The organism is Microbacterium sp. J1-1 (assembly GCF_024498615.1).
In the GTDB taxonomy this organism is placed as follows: domain Bacteria; phylum Actinomycetota; class Actinomycetes; order Actinomycetales; family Microbacteriaceae; genus Microbacterium; species Microbacterium aurugineum.
On the sequence record NZ_CP089590.1, the window covers coordinates 1,025,845 to 1,041,251 of the forward strand.

Sequence of the window (15,407 nt, forward strand, 5' to 3'; positions counted from 1 at the left end):
CGTGTGGTTAGACTCGGCCGCATGCAAGAGCCACGACGGGTCAGATTGATCGACGTCGCACGGCGCGCGGGGGTCGGGAAGACCACGGCGTCCGATGCGCTGAGCGGCGTCGGGCGCGTCTCGCAGCCCACCAGGGAGGCCGTCCTGGCCGCGGCGGCGGAGCTCGGCTACTCGGTGAACACCGCGGCCCGGCATCTGCGCGGCGGCAGCATCGGCACGATCGGCATCGTGCTTCCTGAGGTCGTGTCGCGGTCGGCGTACTACATGGCTTTCACGTTCGGTATCGTCACCAGCGCGGCCGCTCACGACATCGACGTGACGATCGTGAGCCCCTCCGTCTCGTCTGGCCGTTCACGTCCGATCCGTGCCGACGGACTCATCATCGGCGACCCGCTCTCCGGTGACCCCGGCCTCCCGGCGCTGATGGCGTCGGGGATCCCCGTCGTCACCCAGGAGCACCTCCCGGACGATGTCGACGGCACGCCGGCGGGTGTCGTGTGGTCCTCGCATGAGGCGGGCATGCTGCGGCTCCTCGACGAGATCGATGTCACCGGCGCCCGGCACCCCGTGCTGCTGGTCGCGCCCGACGCCACCGACTGGTCGCGCCAGCTGGTCTCCGGCTATCGGAAGGGGTGTGCGACACGCGGATTCGATCCGGTCATCGCCCCCGTCTCCTTCGAAGCATCGTGGCCCGACGTCAGGGTGGCGACGGAGCGGGTCCTCCAGGCGCATCCGGACACGGACGTGATCATCTGCGGTCCGGATTCCAGTGCGATCGAGGTCGCCGCCGTCCTCGGACGACAGGGGCGGACGGTCGGTCAGGACATCACGGTGGTCTCGTGCGTGGACCATCCCTCGCTGCCCTTCCTGACCCCGTCGATCACATCGATCGATCTGCGGCCTCGAGACTCCGGGGTCGCCTGCGCCGAGCTGCTCATCGACCTGATCGAGGGGCGTGCCGCGCCGGGTACGGACGTGGAGTTCCCGATCTCCGTCGTCGCGCGGGAATCCACCGCCCACCCGCTGCGGGTGCACGCATGACCGCACCGCTCGACGGCATCGTGGTCGCCGATTTCTCCCGTGTGCTCGCCGGGCCCCTTGCGACGATGACGTTGGCCGACCTCGGGGCGCGCGTGATCAAGGTCGAGCGCCCCGGCACGGGAGACGACACCCGGGCATGGGGGCCGCCGTACGCGGAGTCCGGCATGACGACGTACTTCGAGTCCGCCAACCGGGGCAAGGAGTCGGTTACGCTCGACCTCACCGACGCCGGAGATCGCAAGAGAGCGCTCGAACTCATCGCCCGCAGCGACATCGTGATCGAGAACTTCCGGCCGGGACTGTTCGCCGCACTGGGATTCGATGAGGAGAAGCTCGCGGCGGCCCATCCGCGTCTCATCTCGGTGTCGGTGAGCGGCTTCGGCCTCGGCGCAGGGGCATCGCTCCCCGGCTACGACTTCGTCGCGCAGGCGGTGGGCGGTCTCATGCACATCACGGGTGAGAACGACGGTGAGGCCATGAAGGCGGGGGTCGCGCTCGTCGACGTGCTCACCGGCAAGGACGCGGTGATCGGCATCCTCGCCGCGCTGCGCCGACGCGAACTCACCGGCCACGGATCGAGGATCGAGGTGAACCTGCTCTCGAGTCTCCAGGCGGCCCTGGTGAACCAGATGTCCGCGCACCTCGGAGCGGGCGCGGAACCGGGCCGGCTCGGAAACCGACATCCGTCGATCGCCCCCTATGAGTCGCTGCGTTGCGCCGATGCGCCGATCGCGGTCGCCTGCGGCAACGATGCCCAGTTCGCGAAGATGGTCACCGCGCTCGGTCGGCCGGAGCTCATCGACGACGAGCGCTTCCGTCGCAACCCGGACCGTGTCGCGAACCGCGAGGATCTCGTCGTGGAGCTGGAGGGCGCGCTGGTCACGGATACGGCTGCGGCCTGGGCGGAGCGGCTGAACGAGATCGGCGTCGCCGCGGGGGTCGTGAACTCCGTGGGCGAGGGCGTCGAACTCGCCACGCGTCTGGGCCTCGACCCGGTCCGGGAGCTGATCGGGGAGGACGGCCGGCGTTCGCGCCAGATCCGGTCACCGCTAACTTGGAAGCCGGAGATCCCCGTGTCGGTGGCGCCTCCGCCCCGGCTGGGCGAACACGACGACCGCGTGCGGGCCTGGCTCGACGGCCGTGACTAGACGGATCGATCCCGGATCGCCAACCACAGTTCGGCGGCGACGTCGGGATCGTCCAGCGCGACGCCGAGCAGGCTCTCTGCGGCGGCGATGCGGGGGCGGACGGTGTTGCGATGCACACCGAGCTCCCGGGCGGTGCGCTCCGCCTGGTGGCGATGCCGGAGATACGACGTCACGGTGCGCAACAGCATCGGGTCCGTCGCCGCGAGCAGGTCCGCCCACCCTGCGGCGCGCGACTCCGGTTCGATCACGAGAGCGGTGTCCGGCGCGCGACGGTGCAGGGCCAGCGCACGAGCGGTCGCGGCGGGGACGTCGTCGAGGGTGACCGGAGCGCTGAGCACTCCGGACCTGGCGGAGGGGTGCTCAGCGGGGTCGAGGAGTGCGACGACCACGCCGTCCGACTCGGCCGAGAAGATGCTCGGATCCAGGGCCCCCACGAGGACGCGGAACTCCAACGGCAGGTCGAGGTCGGCGACGGCCGCCAGCGCGCGCGCCGCGGCTGTGTCTCCTCGCAGCGCCAGGGCGGTGAACCACCCTTCGGCTCGTCGGGTGCCGGCCGTCGGCGAGGTGACCAGTCGCAGGAGCGCGCTCGCGGTGAGGGCGAGCTGACGGTCCGCCCGTGCGAGGGGGCGGCCGGCTCCGATGGCGAGGGCCCCGCGCGTGAGCTCGCCGTCCGTGACCGCGTGAGCCACGACCGCGGACCCCTGGGACACGAAGGAGGCGGCCTCGACTCCGGATCGGAGGAGCGATCGCTCCACATCGACCCGCACCGCGGGCAGGAGGCCTTCGAGGGAGGGCGGATGCAGCGTTCCGAGCGACGCCCCCGGTCCGAAGGGGAGCCAGGCCACCCATCCGCCGATCGCCTGCGACATCTGGCGCAGGATCGAGGCGACGGGATCGCGGCCGGCCGCGGCTTGGACCAGCCGCGTGTGCGTGTGGGCGGTGCGCAGCGCCTCATCCTGTCCGCCCCGTCCGGTGATCGACCAGAACGCCCGCGAGACATCGAGGAAGGGTGCTCCGTCCGGTACCGCGAACACCGGGATGCCGAGCGTCCGACATCGGTCGACGAGCGCGGCCGGAGGATCGTCCCAGCCCTCGCCGAGGCCGATCCCGATCGCACCGACGTCCTGCGCATCGAGTCGATCCACATAGGCGTCCATCGGTCGGCTGCGCAGCGGGATGCCCGTGGTGAGCAGCAGCTCTCCGCCGTCCAGGTAGCGGCCGGGATCGTCGAGCTCCGACACGTGCACGCCCGTGATCGTCCGCGCGGCGTCGAACGGCGCGAGCGGGCGCAGCGCGGTGCCCGCCGTGCTGACCAGTTCGCCGAGGGAGACCATGCATCCAGTGTGCGGGATGCACAGTGAGTCTGCCAAGACTGGGCGAAGTGTTCGTCCGCTCGGGCGTCTGAGCTTCTAGCGTCGAGCCCATGACGACTGTTCCTCACCTGCGCACCGAGATCCCCGGACCCCGGTCACGCGAGCTCCATGCCCAGCGCGAAGCCGCCGTCGCCTCCGGCTTCGGCATCACCCTCCCGGTCTTCATCGAGCGAGCCGGCAGCTCGACGCTCGAGGACGTCGACGGGAACACCCTCATCGACCTCGCATCCGGCATCGCGGTGACCAGTGTGGGGGCGGCGAATCCGGTCGTGCGCGCCGAGGTCGCCGCGCAACTCGACCGGTTCACGCACACGTGCTTCATGGTGACCGAGTACGAGGGCTTCGTCCGCGTCGCGGAGTGGCTGAACGAGCACACCCCCGGTGACTTCGACAAGCGCACCGCGCTGTTCAGCACCGGAGCCGAAGCCGTGGAGAACGCCGTCAAGATCGCGCGGGCCCACACCGGTCGTCCCGCCGTGCTCGTGATCGACGAGGCGTACCACGGTCGATCGCTCCTGACGATGGCGATGACCGCGAAGGAACACCCGTACAAGACGGGCTTCGGGCCCTTCCCCGAGGCCGTGGTCCGCGCCCCCAACGCGAATCCGCTGCGCGGGCAGGGGGCGGATGCGGCCCTCGCCGAGATCGAGCGGCTCATTGCGGAGCACGGCCCGGAGCACTTCGCCGCCCTGGTCGTCGAACCGATCCAGGGCGAGGGCGGCTTCGTCGTTCCGGCTCCCGGGTTCCTCCCTGGCCTCCGCCGGATCGCCGATGCCTACGGGATCGTCCTCGTCGTCGACGAGATCCAGTCCGGACTCGGCCGCACCGGGACGCTGTTCGCGAGCGCGCACGAGGGCATCGCCGGTGACATCACCCTCACCGCGAAGGCGCTCGGAGGTGGCCTGCCGTTGAGTGCCGTGACGGGGCGTGCGGACATCATGGACGCCGCCCATCCCGGCGGGCTCGGCGGCACCTACGCGGGCAATCCGCTGGCGTGCGCGGCTGCGCTCGCCGTGTTCGAGGTGCTCGACGATCCGGGGCTCCTGCCGGGGGTCACCGGCATCGAGCGCTCGATCCGTCGGCATCTCGAGCCCCTGGTCGACGAGCTCGCCGTGGTCGCCGAGGTCCGCGGGCGCGGTGCGATGATGGCCGTCGAGTTCGCAGATCCGGGAACGCTCGCCCCTCGTCCCGACCTCGCCCAGCGGGTCGCTGCGGCATGCCATGCGGCGGGGGTGATCGCCCTCACCTGCGGCACGCACGGCAACGTCATCCGGTTACTCCCGCCTCTGGTGATCGAAGAGGCCGTTCTGGAGGCCGGCCTGGACATCCTGACCGCATCCATCCGCACCGTCGTCGCCGAGGAGGCCACCGCATGACCGTTCCCGACCTGCTCGACTTCGACGAGCTCCTCACCGAGGACGAACGGGCTACGCGCGACCGCGTGCGCGCTTTCGTCGACACGCGCATCCGCCCCCACATCGCCGACTGGTACGACCGTGCCGTCTTCCCGACCGAGCTCGTCCCGGAGCTCGCCGAGCTGGGCGTGCTGGGCATGCACCTCGACGGATACGGATGCGGCGGCCGCAGCGCCGTCGAGTACGGGATCGCGGCGATGGAGCTCGAGGCGGGCGACTCCGGTCTGCGCACCTTCGTCTCCGTGCAGGGCTCGCTCGCGATGAGCGCGATCCACAAGCACGGCAGCGAAGAGCAGAAGCAGGAGTGGCTCCCGCGGATGGCGCGGGGAGAGGTCATCGGCTGCTTCGGCCTCACCGAGCCCAACTCCGGATCCGACCCCTCCAGCATGACCACCTTCGCCCGTCGCGACGGAGATGGCTGGGTGCTCAACGGCGCGAAGCGCTGGATCGGGCTCGCCTCCATCGCCCAGGTCGCGATCATCTGGGCGCAGACGGACGAGGGGGTGCGCGGCTTCCTCGTCCCGACGGACACGGCGGGCTTCGTGGCGACGCCCATCGCCCCGAAGCTGTCGATGAGGGCCTCGATCCAGTGCGACATCACGATGACGGATGTGAGGCTGCCCGCCGATGCCCGGTTGCCGGGGGCGCGGGGGCTGCGTGCGCCGTTCTCGTGCCTGAACGAGGCGCGGTACGGCATCGGCTGGGGGGTGATCGGTGCCGCACGCGACAGCTATGACGCGGCGCTGACATACGCCCGGTCGCGCATCCAGTTCAACCAGCCCATCGCCGCGTTCCAGCTCACCCAGCAGAAGCTGGTCGACATGGCGGTCGAGATCGAGAAGGCGCAGTTGGTCGCCCTGCGACTCGGACGGCTGAAGGACGCCGGGCGACTGGAGCCGCATCAGATCTCGGTCGCGAAGCTCAGCAACACCCGAGCGGCCATCGCGATCGCGCGTGAGGCGAGGACGATCCTCGGCGGCAACGGCATCTCCGGCGACTACTCGCCACTGCGTCATGCCGCGAACCTCGAGTCCGTCCGTACCTACGAGGGCACCGACGAGGTGCACACGCTCGTGCTCGGGGCGCACATCACCGGTTTCTCCGCGTTCCGCAGCACCGACTCCGAAGGAGCATGATGGCCACCACGTACGATCTCCGACACTTCATCGACGGGACCTGGGTCACCGGTGAGGGACCGCTCCTGGTCGATGTCAACCCGAGCCGACCCGGCGACATCGTCGGGCGGGGGCCCGGCGCGTCCGCGGCCGACGTCCACCGTGCCTTCGCCGGTGCACGAGCCGCACTCGACGGATGGCGCCGGACTCCCGCCAGGGCGCGGGCCGCGATCCTGCTGCGAGCGGCCGACATCATCCACGCGAATCGCGAGGAGTGGGGGCGCGAGCTCGCGCGGGAGGAAGGGAAGACACTCGTCGAGGCGATCGGCGAGACCGGGCATGCCGCGAACATCCTCCGCTTCCACGCGCAGGAGGTCGAGCGTCAGAGCGGCGGCCTGTTCGAGTCGCCGAGTGCCGGAGAGCGCATCCTCGTCATCCGTCGTCCGGTCGGGGTGATCGGGGCCATCACCCCGTTCAACTTCCCGATCTCGATCCCGGCCTGGAAGCTGGCCCCCGCCCTGGTCTGGGGGAACACGGTGGTCTGGAAGCCGGCGACCTTCGTCCCCCTGCTCGCGATGCGGTTCGCTCAGGCGCTCGAGCAGGCCGGGCTTCCGCAGGGCGTCCTGAACCTCGTGAACGGTGACGCCGGCGTGGGGGAGGCCATCGTGTCGCATCCCGACGTCGATGCCGTCACGTTCACCGGTTCCACGAAGGTCGGCAGGATCATCGCCGCGCAGCTCGCCGCGCGCGGTGTTCCGTTCCAGGGGGAGCTCGGTGGGAAGAACGCGGCTCTCGTCCTCGCCGACGCCGACCTCGACGTCGCGGTGGAGCAGGTGGCGGTCGGAGCCTTCCGCGCGGCCGGACAGAAGTGCACCGCGACCTCCCGAGTGATCGTGCACGAGGCTGTGGCGGACGAGTTCCTGCGACGACTCGCGATCCGCACCGAGCGGATGGTCGTGGGCGACGCGCAGGACGAGGGCGTCGACGTGGGCCCCGTGGTCGATGCCGGAGCGCGCGATCGCGTGGCCGCCGCTCTGGTGCGCGCCCGGACCACGGCGAGAGCGGTCGTCGACGCCGGGCCGTACTCCTCCGGTGAGCTCGCCGAGGGGTACTTCATCCCCCCGTCGATCTTCGAGCTGAACGAGGAGGATCCGGGCGAGCTGTGGACCGAGGAACTCTTCGGCCCGGTCATCGGGGTCCGCCGCGTCTCGTCCACCGCGGAAGGCATCGCGCTCGTGAACGACAGCGAGTTCGGACTCTCGACTGCCGTGTTCACGACCGGACTGGCCGAAGCGCTCAGCGCGATCGAGGACATTCGCGTCGGGGTGGTGCACGTCAACTCGGCCTCCGCCGGCGCCGACCTGCACGTGCCGTTCGGGGGGAGCGGTGCCAGTGCCCTCGGCCCGAAGGAGCAGGGCGGCGCGGCCCGGGAGTTCTACACCGAGACCGCGACGGTGTACCTGCGCGGCTGACCCCGCCCGCCCGCCCGCCCGCCCGCCCCTTCGCCGAGACCCCCGCTGCCCGCCGAGGCCCCCGCCTGCCGACGTGTGCAGGCGGGGGTCTCGGCGGTGCGCGGGGGTCTCGGCGCAAGAGTGTTCCACAGCCATGTCCGATTTCCGCCAGTCGAGGTCGGTGGGTCATGACAGAGTGGAGGCATGAGCTTCCCCGTGACCGACTTCGACGAGCGCTATCGTGCGATCAGCGCCCGAGACACCCGCTTCGACGGGCAGTTCGTCACGGCCGTCCGCTCGACCGGGATCTACTGTCGTCCGAGCTGCCCCGCACGCACGCCCCGACCGCAGAACGTGACGTTCTATCCGACCAGTGCAGCTGCACACGAAGCGGGCTATCGCGCGTGCAAGAGGTGCCTGCCCGAAGCTGCTCCCGGATCACCGGACTGGAACCTGCGCGGCGACACCGCGGCACGGGCGATGCGGCTGATCTCCGACGGTGTCGTGGAACGGGAGGGCGTCCCCGGTTTGGCCGCGCGTCTCGGATACTCGAGCAGGCACCTCACCCGTCTGCTCAGCGCCGAACTGGGGGCCGGGCCTCTGGCCCTCGCGAGGGCGCATCGCGCGCACACGGCGCGGATGCTGCTGGTCGGTACCGACATGCCGATCTCCGATGTGGCCTTCTCGGCAGGCTTCGCCAGCATCCGGCAGTGCAACGAGACGATCCGTGAGGTGTTCGACCTCACCCCCGGCGAGCTCCGCGCACGACGCCGGACGCCGGCCATGTCAGCCCCGGGGGCGATAGACCTCGTGCTGCCGTACCGTGGTCCGCTCGACGCGAGCGGCATCTTTGCGTGGATGGCGGCGCGCGCGGTGCCCGGCGTCGAAGCGGTCTCCGAGTCGTCGTTCTCCCGGCACCTGCGCATGGCCGGAGGCGCGGCCTGGTTCGAGGTGCGGCAGGATCAGCGATCGGGCTTGCGTCTGCGTGCTCGGGTGGCCCGGCTCGGGGACCTGGCACCGCTGGTCTCGACCGTGCGTCGCCTCTTCGACCTCGACGCAGATCCGCTGGCGATCGATCAGGCGCTGTCCGCACATCCCGAGCTCGCCCCGCTCGTGGCCCGCACACCGGGCATCCGGGTGCCTGGATCGGCCGACCCCCATGAGATGCTCATCCGCGCCATGATCGGACAGCAGATCACCGTGGTCGCCGCCCGCACGGCGCTTACGGCGCTGACCGAGGCCCTGGGGGAGCGGACCGACGACGGGCTGCTGTTCCCGACCATGGCGGCCATCGCGGAGCACGGTGTCGAGGTGCTCCGTGGCCCGGCCGCGCGCATCCGGGCGATCACGGGTGCTGCCGCCGCCCTCGCCGACGGCTCGCTCACCCTCACGGTCGGTGACGACGGTCCGATGCAGCGTGAGCGGCTCCTGGCGCTGCCCGGCATCGGACCCTGGACGGCCGACTACGTGCGCATGCGGGTTCTCGGTGACCCCGACATCCTTCTTCCCGGCGATGTCGCGTTGCGGGCGGGCGCGGCGGCCTCCGGCGTCCCCGGAGAGGCGCGGGCGCTCACCGCCTGGGCGGAGCGCGCGGCTCCCTGGCGCAGCTACCTCAGCGCACACCTCTGGCGCGCCGCGCCGGTGCGCCCGGCGAGGACCCGGCGTGCGGCACCCCCGACGCGTCCCCCTCGCACCGATCACACGACCTCGAAGGAGACCTCATGACCGCTCTCATCCAGACCATCGACACCCCGGACGGGGCCTTCACGATCCTCACCGACGACCGGCAGCGCGTGCTCGCCTCCGGGTGGACCTCCGATGTCGAGGCGATCCTCGGGCGGCTCTCGGCGGCGAACCGTCCCGTGCACGTGCGCGAGGGCGAGACCGACGCGGCAGCCGCGGCGCGCGCCTACTACGGCGGCGATCTGTCGGCGATCGACACAGTCGCGGTCGCGCAGACCGGCACCGCGCTCCAACTCGCGGGATGGTCGGCTCTGCGTGCGATCGAACCCGGCGCTCCGCTCACCTACACCGGCTTCGCTGCACGGCTCGGCAACCCGAACGCCGTCCGGGCGGCGGCGTCGATCTGCGCACGCAACGCCCCGGCGCTCTTCGTGCCGTGCCACCGGGTGCTGCGGACGGACGGCAGTCTCGGCGGATTCGCCTGGGGACTGAGCGTGAAGGAGAGCCTGCTGGCGCGGGAGTCGATCGGGGTCTGAATCGACCGCGGTCCCGGGATCGTCCCGATTCGTCGAACCTCCCTCGACGAATCGGGAATGACTCTTGCGTTCAGCTGGTTCACAGCAATAGGCTGGTGGGCTGTCGCGCCGACCGGACGACACCGCCGAGCCCTGAGGAGGACACCATGACATCGATCGCCACCGCGCGGATCGCAGCTCTCGGCTCGAACCCGGCACGGCCGCTCCTCTAGCGCCGCCCCGCTCCCTTTCTTCCGCACCGGATGCCGGACTCCAGGAGTCCGCTCTCGCATCCGACCCCATTCGCACTCGCTTTCCATACGAAACTCATCTGAGAGACATGTCCTCCTCGCCTTCCGCGCAGAACTCCTCGCCTTCCTCCACTCTTTCCACCCCGGCTGCACTGTGGCGCCTGAAGCCCTTCGTGAAGCCCGTCATCTGGCGGCTCGCCGGCGGTGCCGCCAGCGCGCTCATCGCCGCGCTCATCGCCCTGATGATCCCGATCGTCCTCGAACAGATCATCTCCGGCCCGGTCCGGTCGGGAGAGATCAGCGCGATCGTCTGGGGCGCCGCGGCCGTCTTCGCGCTCGCCCTCGGCGAAGCGCTGATGGTCTGGCTGCGTCGTCAGTTCGTGCTCAATCCCTCGACCGAGGTCGAGTACAAGATGCGCACAGAGCTCTACTCGCGCCTGCAGACCCTTCCGGTGTCGTTCCACGACCGCTGGGGCTCCGGCCAGCTGCTCAGCCGCATGATGCAGGACATCGGTCTCATCCGCCGTTGGCTCGCCTTCGGGCTGGTCCTGCTCGTCGTCAACGTGCTCACGATCATCATCGGTTCGATCCTGCTGTTCCGGTGGCACTGGCTGCTCGGTGCGATCTTCCTGGTGACCGCGATCCCGCTGTGGATCCGCGGCTACCTGTTCGAGAAGCGCTACGGCGCCCTGACCCGTCGCAGCCAGGATCAGGCCGGCGATCTCGCGACCAGCGTCGAGGAGAGCGTGCACGGCATCCGCGTGCTGAAGGCGTTCGGGCGCGGAAAGCATGCGCTCAGCCGCTTCAGCCGCCAGGCCGAGACCCTGCGCGAGACCGAGATGAGCAAGGCCGGCGCGATCGCGTCGATCTGGTTCTGGCTCGACCTCATGCCGCAGATCGCGTTCGGTCTCAGCCTGATGTCCGGGATCTGGCTGATCTCGCAGGGGCAGATCGATGAGGCTCAGCTGTTCGCCTTCTTCGCGATGGCCGTCGTTCTGCGCTGGCCCATCGAGTCGATCGGCTTCCTGTTCTCGTTCATGCTCGATGCCCGCACGGCCACCGATCGCGTGTTCGACATCTTCTCCGAGACCAACACCATCACCGACCCGGAGAACCCGGTGCACATCGCGCATCCGCGCGGAGAGCTCGCGTTCGAGAACGCGCACTTCCGCTACCAGGACGCCGGTTCGCACGAGCGGGATCTGCTCGACGGCATCGACCTGGTGCTGCGCCCCGGTGAGACCATGGCGCTGGTCGGGCTCACCGGCAGCGGGAAGACCACGCTCACCACGCTCCCGACGCGTCTGTACGACGTGACCGGGGGAAGGGTCACGCTCGACGGCGTCGATGTGCGAGACCTCCCGCTCGCCGAGCTCCGCCAGCACATCGCCATGGCGTTCGAGGACGCGACGCTGTTCTCGGCGACCGTCCGCGAGAACGTGCTGCTCGGCCGCGCCGAACTCGACGTGCACAGCGAAGAGGGGGAGCGGGTGCTACGCGAAGCCATCGAGGTCGCTCAAGCGTCGTTCGTCGATGCGCTCCCCGAGGGCGTCGAGACCGTGATCGGTGAGGAGGGGCTCAGCCTCTCCGGTGGTCAGCGTCAGCGGCTCGCCCTCGCCCGCGCGGTGGCGGCGAAGCCGAAGGTGCTGGTGCTGGACGACCCGCTGTCGGCGCTCGACGTCGACACCGAAGCGCTCGTCGAGGAGGCGCTCCGGCACGTCCTCGCCGACACCACGGCCATGATCGTCGCGCACCGCCCGTCGACGGTGGCACTCGCGGACCGGGTCGCCCTGCTCGAGGGTGGCCGCGTGACCGCGGTCGGCACGCACTCCGAGCTTCTGAAGACGAGCCGGCACTATCGGCATGTCATCTCCAGTCTGGAAGCGGAGGAGGCGGCGCGGACCGGAGCGATCCCGATCATCCGTGACGAGCAGCTCGCGGTCGCCGAAGAAGTCCGTGAAGGACTCGCGAAGCAGGCCGCGGACGAAGACCCGATCATTGAGAAGGAGGTGCAGCGATGAGCTCCGCCATCACCGGAACCCAGAACGAGGACCGTTCCGAGTACACCCGCGAGGAGAGCAAGGAGATCCGTCGTCGGTCCCTCCGACTGCTCGGTTCCCTTGTCCGCCCGCTGAAGCTGCAGATCGTCCTGGCCGCTGCGGTGCTGATCGTCTCGACCGCGCTGCAGGTCGCCGGACCGATCCTGATCAGCATCGGGCTCGACCGTGCGCTGCCGGCCGCGGTGAAGCAGGCCGACTGGATGCCGACCTTCATGATCGGCGGCATCTACCTGCTCGCCGGAGCGCTGGCCGCGGTGCTGATCGCCTGGTACGTGATCATCGCCGCCAAGCTCACCCAGGCGGTGCTGCTCGATCTGCGCAAGCGCATCTTCCTGCACACTCAGCGCCTGAGCCTGGAGTTCCACGAGTCCTACACGTCCGGCCGCATCATCTCGCGCCAGACCAGTGACCTGGACTCGATCAAGGAACTCCTCGACGGTGGACTGAACGAGCTCGTCTCGGGCGTGCTGTTCGGTGTGTTCACGTTCATCGCCCTCTGCATCTGGGACTGGCAGTCGGGATTGATCCTCGCGATCGGCGGCGTGCCGCTGTTCTACCTGATGCGCTGGTTCTACTCGCGCTCGCAGCTCGTCTACCGCGAGTCGCGCGTGATCAGCGCGAAGGTCATCGTGCAGTTCGTCGAGACCATGACCGGTATCCGCGCCGTGAAGGCCTTCCGCAAGGAGCCGCGCAACGACAAAGCGTTCCAGGAGATCGCGGGCGACTACCGCGATGTGAACCGTCGATCGATGCTGCTGTTCGGGACGTTCGAGCCCGGGCTGATGGGCGTCGCCGCGCTGGTCCTCGGCATCGTGGTGCTCTGGGGTGGGATCCGTGTCTCCGAAGGCGCACTCACGGTGGGCGTGCTGCTGTCGGCGGTGCTCTACGTGCGCAACTTCTTCGCGCCGATGCAGGAGATCGCGATGTTCCTGAACTCCTACCAGTCGGCGACGGCTGCGCTGGAGAAGGTGTCGGGTGTGCTCGAAGAGGTGCCGACGGTGCCGGACCCCGAGAAGCCGGTCGACCTCTGGGAGTCCCGCGGCCACATCCGGTTCGACGAGGTGACCTTCGGTTACAACGGCGAGAAGACGATCCTCCCGAACTTCTCGCTCGACATCCCCGCCGGCGAGACGATCGCTCTGGTGGGCACGACGGGCGCGGGCAAGTCGACGCTGGCGAAACTGATCTCGCGGTTCTACGACCCCTCGGAAGGACGCGTCACACTCGACGGAGTGGACCTGCGCTCGCTGCACCCGAAGGACCTCCGCCGCGCGATCGTGATGGTCACGCAGGAGGCCTACCTGTTCAGCGGCACCGTCGCCGACAACATCGCCCTCGGGAAGCCGGATGCCTCGCTCGAGGAGATCCGTGCGGCGGCGAAGGCCGTCGGGGCGGACGAGTTCATCTCGTCGCTTCCGGACGGGTACGGCACCGATGTGAACAAGCGCGGTGGACGGGTCTCTGCGGGACAGCGTCAGCTCATCTCGTTCGCGAGGGCGTTCCTGGCCGACCCGGCGGTGCTGATCCTCGATGAGGCGACGGCATCGCTGGACATCCCGTCGGAGCGTCTCATCCAGGACGCGCTGCAGACGCTGCTCAAGGACCGCACGGCGATCATCATCGCGCACCGACTCTCGACCGTCGCGATCGCCGATCGGGTGCTGGTGATGGAGCACGGGAAGATCATCGAGGACGACAGTCCCGAGGCGCTGATCGGAGGCACGGGCAAGTTCGCCCAGCTGCATGCAGCGTGGCAGGGCACACTGGTCTGATGATGTCGTCGCTTCCTCCGCTGCGGACCCGGGCACGCCCCGGGCCCGCAGCGGAGGAGGTCCGTCTCGGAGCCTCCGCGCAAGGGGTTCGGCGGACGCGCAGGCTCGGTAGCATCGAATCATGGACCCGTTGCTGCTCGCCGCCGAGTGGTGGTGGCTCGCGCCGACCGCGGCCGCGGCAGGAACGGTCGGCTGGATCGGCCTGCGCAGGCGGAGCACCATGAGCGGGCGGCGCCTCGAGGTCGATGCGGCGCGGCACGACCTCCGGATGGCCCAGGCTGCACTCGTCGAGAGGCGCGCGGCGCTCAAGGTCGCCCGCGCCGATCATGCCAGGGTCGTGGCGGAGCGCGCGGCGCGGCGGGCGTCCCCCGATCAGGTCGCGAGCTCCCGGCGCATGCTGCGTGACGTCGAGCGCGACGCCAAAGCGTGTGCGGCCGACGTCAAGGCCAAGCAGGCGAGGCTCCACGCCGCAAGAGCCGCTGTTCCCGCGGCTTCCGCTCCCCGTCCCCTCGACCGGTTGCGCTCCACGCATGATGCGGTGGTCGCCCGGTGGATGGTCTATGAGACTGACCCCGCGCGCCAGATCGCCTATCCCGAGATGACCGACATCAAGCAGCCGGCGACGGTCGCGTATCTGCGTGCATCGGAGCGGGCGAGCGAGCTCCGACGCGGCCTCGGGGATCGGCCGACGCCCGCCGAGTTTGCCGCGTACCGGGATGCGGTGGCGGCGCTCGCGAGTGCCTTCGAGGTCGCCGAGCACGCGGCCCGGGTCAAGGCGGGAGAGGTGCCGGCGGCGCCCGCCTGGCAGGACGCGGCTCAGGATGCCATCGCTCGTTCGACCGAGGCGATCGAACGAGCGGCTGCCTCGGCGGCTTCGGCGCTGACCAACTGGGCCTCGCGAGGGCGCCGCGGAGACCCGCCCCGCAGCGATCGCTGACCACGCGAGGCGCACGCGGCCCCGAAGGTGCGTGGGAGCGGTCCCGCAGCCGAGGGCGACGAGGTCTCGATGGGGGAGGGGATTCGAGACCCCGCCGCCGGTCTAGGGTGTGACTCGGATCTCGGCGATGACCTCGCCGTAGGCGGTCTCGCCGACGGGCGTGAACCCGACGCGGTGGAAGAACGTCTCCGGACCGCCCTCTCCGGCCTCGTAGATCACGTTGACGTGGTCGACACCGCGTGCGCGGGCTTCGTCGATGAGGGACTCGACCGCATACCGGCCGACGCCGCGTCCCTGATCATCGGCGTCCACGTTGATGCGCCACAGCACGGAGCGGAAGTGCTCCTCCGGCGCTTCGTCGTCGAAGTTCGCGCTGACGAAGCCGACGACCTCGTTGCGGTCGAGGATCACCCGCTGCCAGGACGTCTTCGGATTGATGACCGTGGCCGCGATCCCGTACGAGACGGGAGCGAGGAACTGCTCCTGTCCGGGCTTGAGCGACAGGTTGTTCACGGCGACGATCGTCGCAGCGGAGAGTTCGACCATGCGCAGTTCGGACATGCACCCAGGCTAACCCCTCCGACGCGGAGGCACACGTCCCCGCGGGACATTTCACTTCGGCGTGCTCGCGCATCATGCCGGGGAG

The 15,407-nt window shown here is 69.9% G+C and carries 12 protein-coding genes; 10 read left to right on the forward strand and 2 right to left on the reverse strand.

Features of this window, described 5'->3' with window-relative positions:
- The first annotated feature begins 21 nt into the window (after positions 1-21).
- On the forward strand, positions 22-1,041 hold the full coding sequence (locus LRQ07_RS04900; RefSeq protein WP_256535997.1) for a LacI family DNA-binding transcriptional regulator: 1,020 nt from the start codon (positions 22-24) through the stop codon (positions 1,039-1,041).
- Positions 1,038-2,189 (forward strand): CaiB/BaiF CoA transferase family protein, encoded by a 1,152-nt coding sequence (locus LRQ07_RS04905; protein ID WP_256535998.1) that lies wholly within the window; start codon positions 1,038-1,040, stop codon positions 2,187-2,189. Before LRQ07_RS04900 ends, LRQ07_RS04905 begins: the two co-directional genes overlap by 4 nt.
- Here the strand turns inward: LRQ07_RS04905 and LRQ07_RS04910 are convergent.
- Positions 2,186-3,523, reverse strand: coding sequence for a PucR family transcriptional regulator (locus tag LRQ07_RS04910; RefSeq protein ID WP_256535999.1), 1,338 nt, complete (start codon positions 3,521-3,523; stop codon positions 2,186-2,188). The genes LRQ07_RS04905 and LRQ07_RS04910 overlap by 4 nt on opposite strands.
- A gap of 89 nt (positions 3,524-3,612) precedes the next feature.
- Between LRQ07_RS04910 and LRQ07_RS04915 the strand changes: the two genes are divergently transcribed.
- From LRQ07_RS04915 to LRQ07_RS04950, 8 genes are all read left to right on the forward strand, one after another.
- Positions 3,613-4,938 carry an aminotransferase class III-fold pyridoxal phosphate-dependent enzyme gene (locus tag LRQ07_RS04915; RefSeq protein ID WP_256536000.1) on the forward strand — a complete coding sequence of 442 codons (1,326 nt, stop codon included), beginning with the start codon at positions 3,613-3,615 and terminating at the stop codon, positions 4,936-4,938.
- On the forward strand, positions 4,935-6,113 hold the full coding sequence (locus LRQ07_RS04920; protein ID WP_256536001.1) for an acyl-CoA dehydrogenase family protein: 1,179 nt from the start codon (positions 4,935-4,937) through the stop codon (positions 6,111-6,113). Before LRQ07_RS04915 ends, LRQ07_RS04920 begins: the two co-directional genes overlap by 4 nt.
- Positions 6,113-7,564: an aldehyde dehydrogenase family protein gene (locus tag LRQ07_RS04925; protein WP_256536002.1), complete on the forward strand. Its 1,452-nt coding sequence runs from the start codon at positions 6,113-6,115 to the stop codon at positions 7,562-7,564. Before LRQ07_RS04920 ends, LRQ07_RS04925 begins: the two co-directional genes overlap by 1 nt.
- Before the next feature lie 183 nt (positions 7,565-7,747).
- Positions 7,748-9,268, forward strand: coding sequence for a DNA-3-methyladenine glycosylase 2 family protein (locus LRQ07_RS04930; protein ID WP_256536003.1), 1,521 nt, complete (start codon positions 7,748-7,750; stop codon positions 9,266-9,268).
- Entirely contained in the window at positions 9,265-9,762 is a 498-nt protein-coding gene (locus LRQ07_RS04935; protein ID WP_256536005.1) for a methylated-DNA--[protein]-cysteine S-methyltransferase, read from the forward strand. Before LRQ07_RS04930 ends, LRQ07_RS04935 begins: the two co-directional genes overlap by 4 nt.
- 319 nt (positions 9,763-10,081) lie before the next feature.
- A complete protein-coding gene (locus LRQ07_RS04940; RefSeq protein ID WP_256536006.1) occupies positions 10,082-12,013 on the forward strand; it encodes an ABC transporter ATP-binding protein in 1,932 nt (643 codons plus the stop codon).
- Positions 12,010-13,824, forward strand: coding sequence for an ABC transporter ATP-binding protein (locus tag LRQ07_RS04945; protein ID WP_047519850.1), 1,815 nt, complete (start codon positions 12,010-12,012; stop codon positions 13,822-13,824). The genes LRQ07_RS04940 and LRQ07_RS04945 overlap by 4 nt, the downstream gene beginning before the upstream one ends.
- Positions 13,825-13,945: 121 nt before the next feature.
- The gene (locus LRQ07_RS04950; protein WP_232762358.1) at positions 13,946-14,761 is read left to right on the forward strand and encodes a hypothetical protein; all 816 of its coding nucleotides are present in this window, start codon (positions 13,946-13,948) and stop codon (positions 14,759-14,761) included.
- Positions 14,762-14,863: 102 nt separating this feature from the next.
- Here the strand turns inward: LRQ07_RS04950 and LRQ07_RS04955 are convergent, their stop codons facing one another.
- Positions 14,864-15,322, reverse strand: coding sequence for a GNAT family N-acetyltransferase (locus LRQ07_RS04955; protein ID WP_131492478.1), 459 nt, complete (start codon positions 15,320-15,322; stop codon positions 14,864-14,866).
- Positions 15,323-15,407 lie beyond the last annotated feature (85 nt).

Bases quoted from the DNA above. Each gene is read 5' to 3' on its own strand.
- LRQ07_RS04925 (WP_256536002.1), top strand. From the start codon at position 6,113: ATGGCCACCACGTACGATCTCCGACACTTCATCGACGGGACCTGGGTC.
- LRQ07_RS04900 (WP_256535997.1), top strand. From the start codon at position 22: ATGCAAGAGCCACGACGGGTCAGATTGATCGACGTCGCACGGCGCGCG.
- LRQ07_RS04945 (WP_047519850.1), top strand. From the start codon at position 12,010: ATGAGCTCCGCCATCACCGGAACCCAGAACGAGGACCGTTCCGAGTAC.
- LRQ07_RS04910 (WP_256535999.1), bottom strand. From the start codon at position 3,523: ATGGTCTCCCTCGGCGAACTGGTCAGCACGGCGGGCACCGCGCTGCGC.
- LRQ07_RS04950 (WP_232762358.1), top strand. From the start codon at position 13,946: ATGGACCCGTTGCTGCTCGCCGCCGAGTGGTGGTGGCTCGCGCCGACC.
- LRQ07_RS04940 (WP_256536006.1), top strand. From the start codon at position 10,082: ATGTCCTCCTCGCCTTCCGCGCAGAACTCCTCGCCTTCCTCCACTCTT.
- LRQ07_RS04920 (WP_256536001.1), top strand. From the start codon at position 4,935: ATGACCGTTCCCGACCTGCTCGACTTCGACGAGCTCCTCACCGAGGAC.
- LRQ07_RS04905 (WP_256535998.1), top strand. From the start codon at position 1,038: ATGACCGCACCGCTCGACGGCATCGTGGTCGCCGATTTCTCCCGTGTG.
- LRQ07_RS04935 (WP_256536005.1), top strand. From the start codon at position 9,265: ATGACCGCTCTCATCCAGACCATCGACACCCCGGACGGGGCCTTCACG.
- LRQ07_RS04955 (WP_131492478.1), bottom strand. From the start codon at position 15,322: ATGTCCGAACTGCGCATGGTCGAACTCTCCGCTGCGACGATCGTCGCC.
- LRQ07_RS04915 (WP_256536000.1), top strand. From the start codon at position 3,613: ATGACGACTGTTCCTCACCTGCGCACCGAGATCCCCGGACCCCGGTCA.
- LRQ07_RS04930 (WP_256536003.1), top strand. From the start codon at position 7,748: ATGAGCTTCCCCGTGACCGACTTCGACGAGCGCTATCGTGCGATCAGC.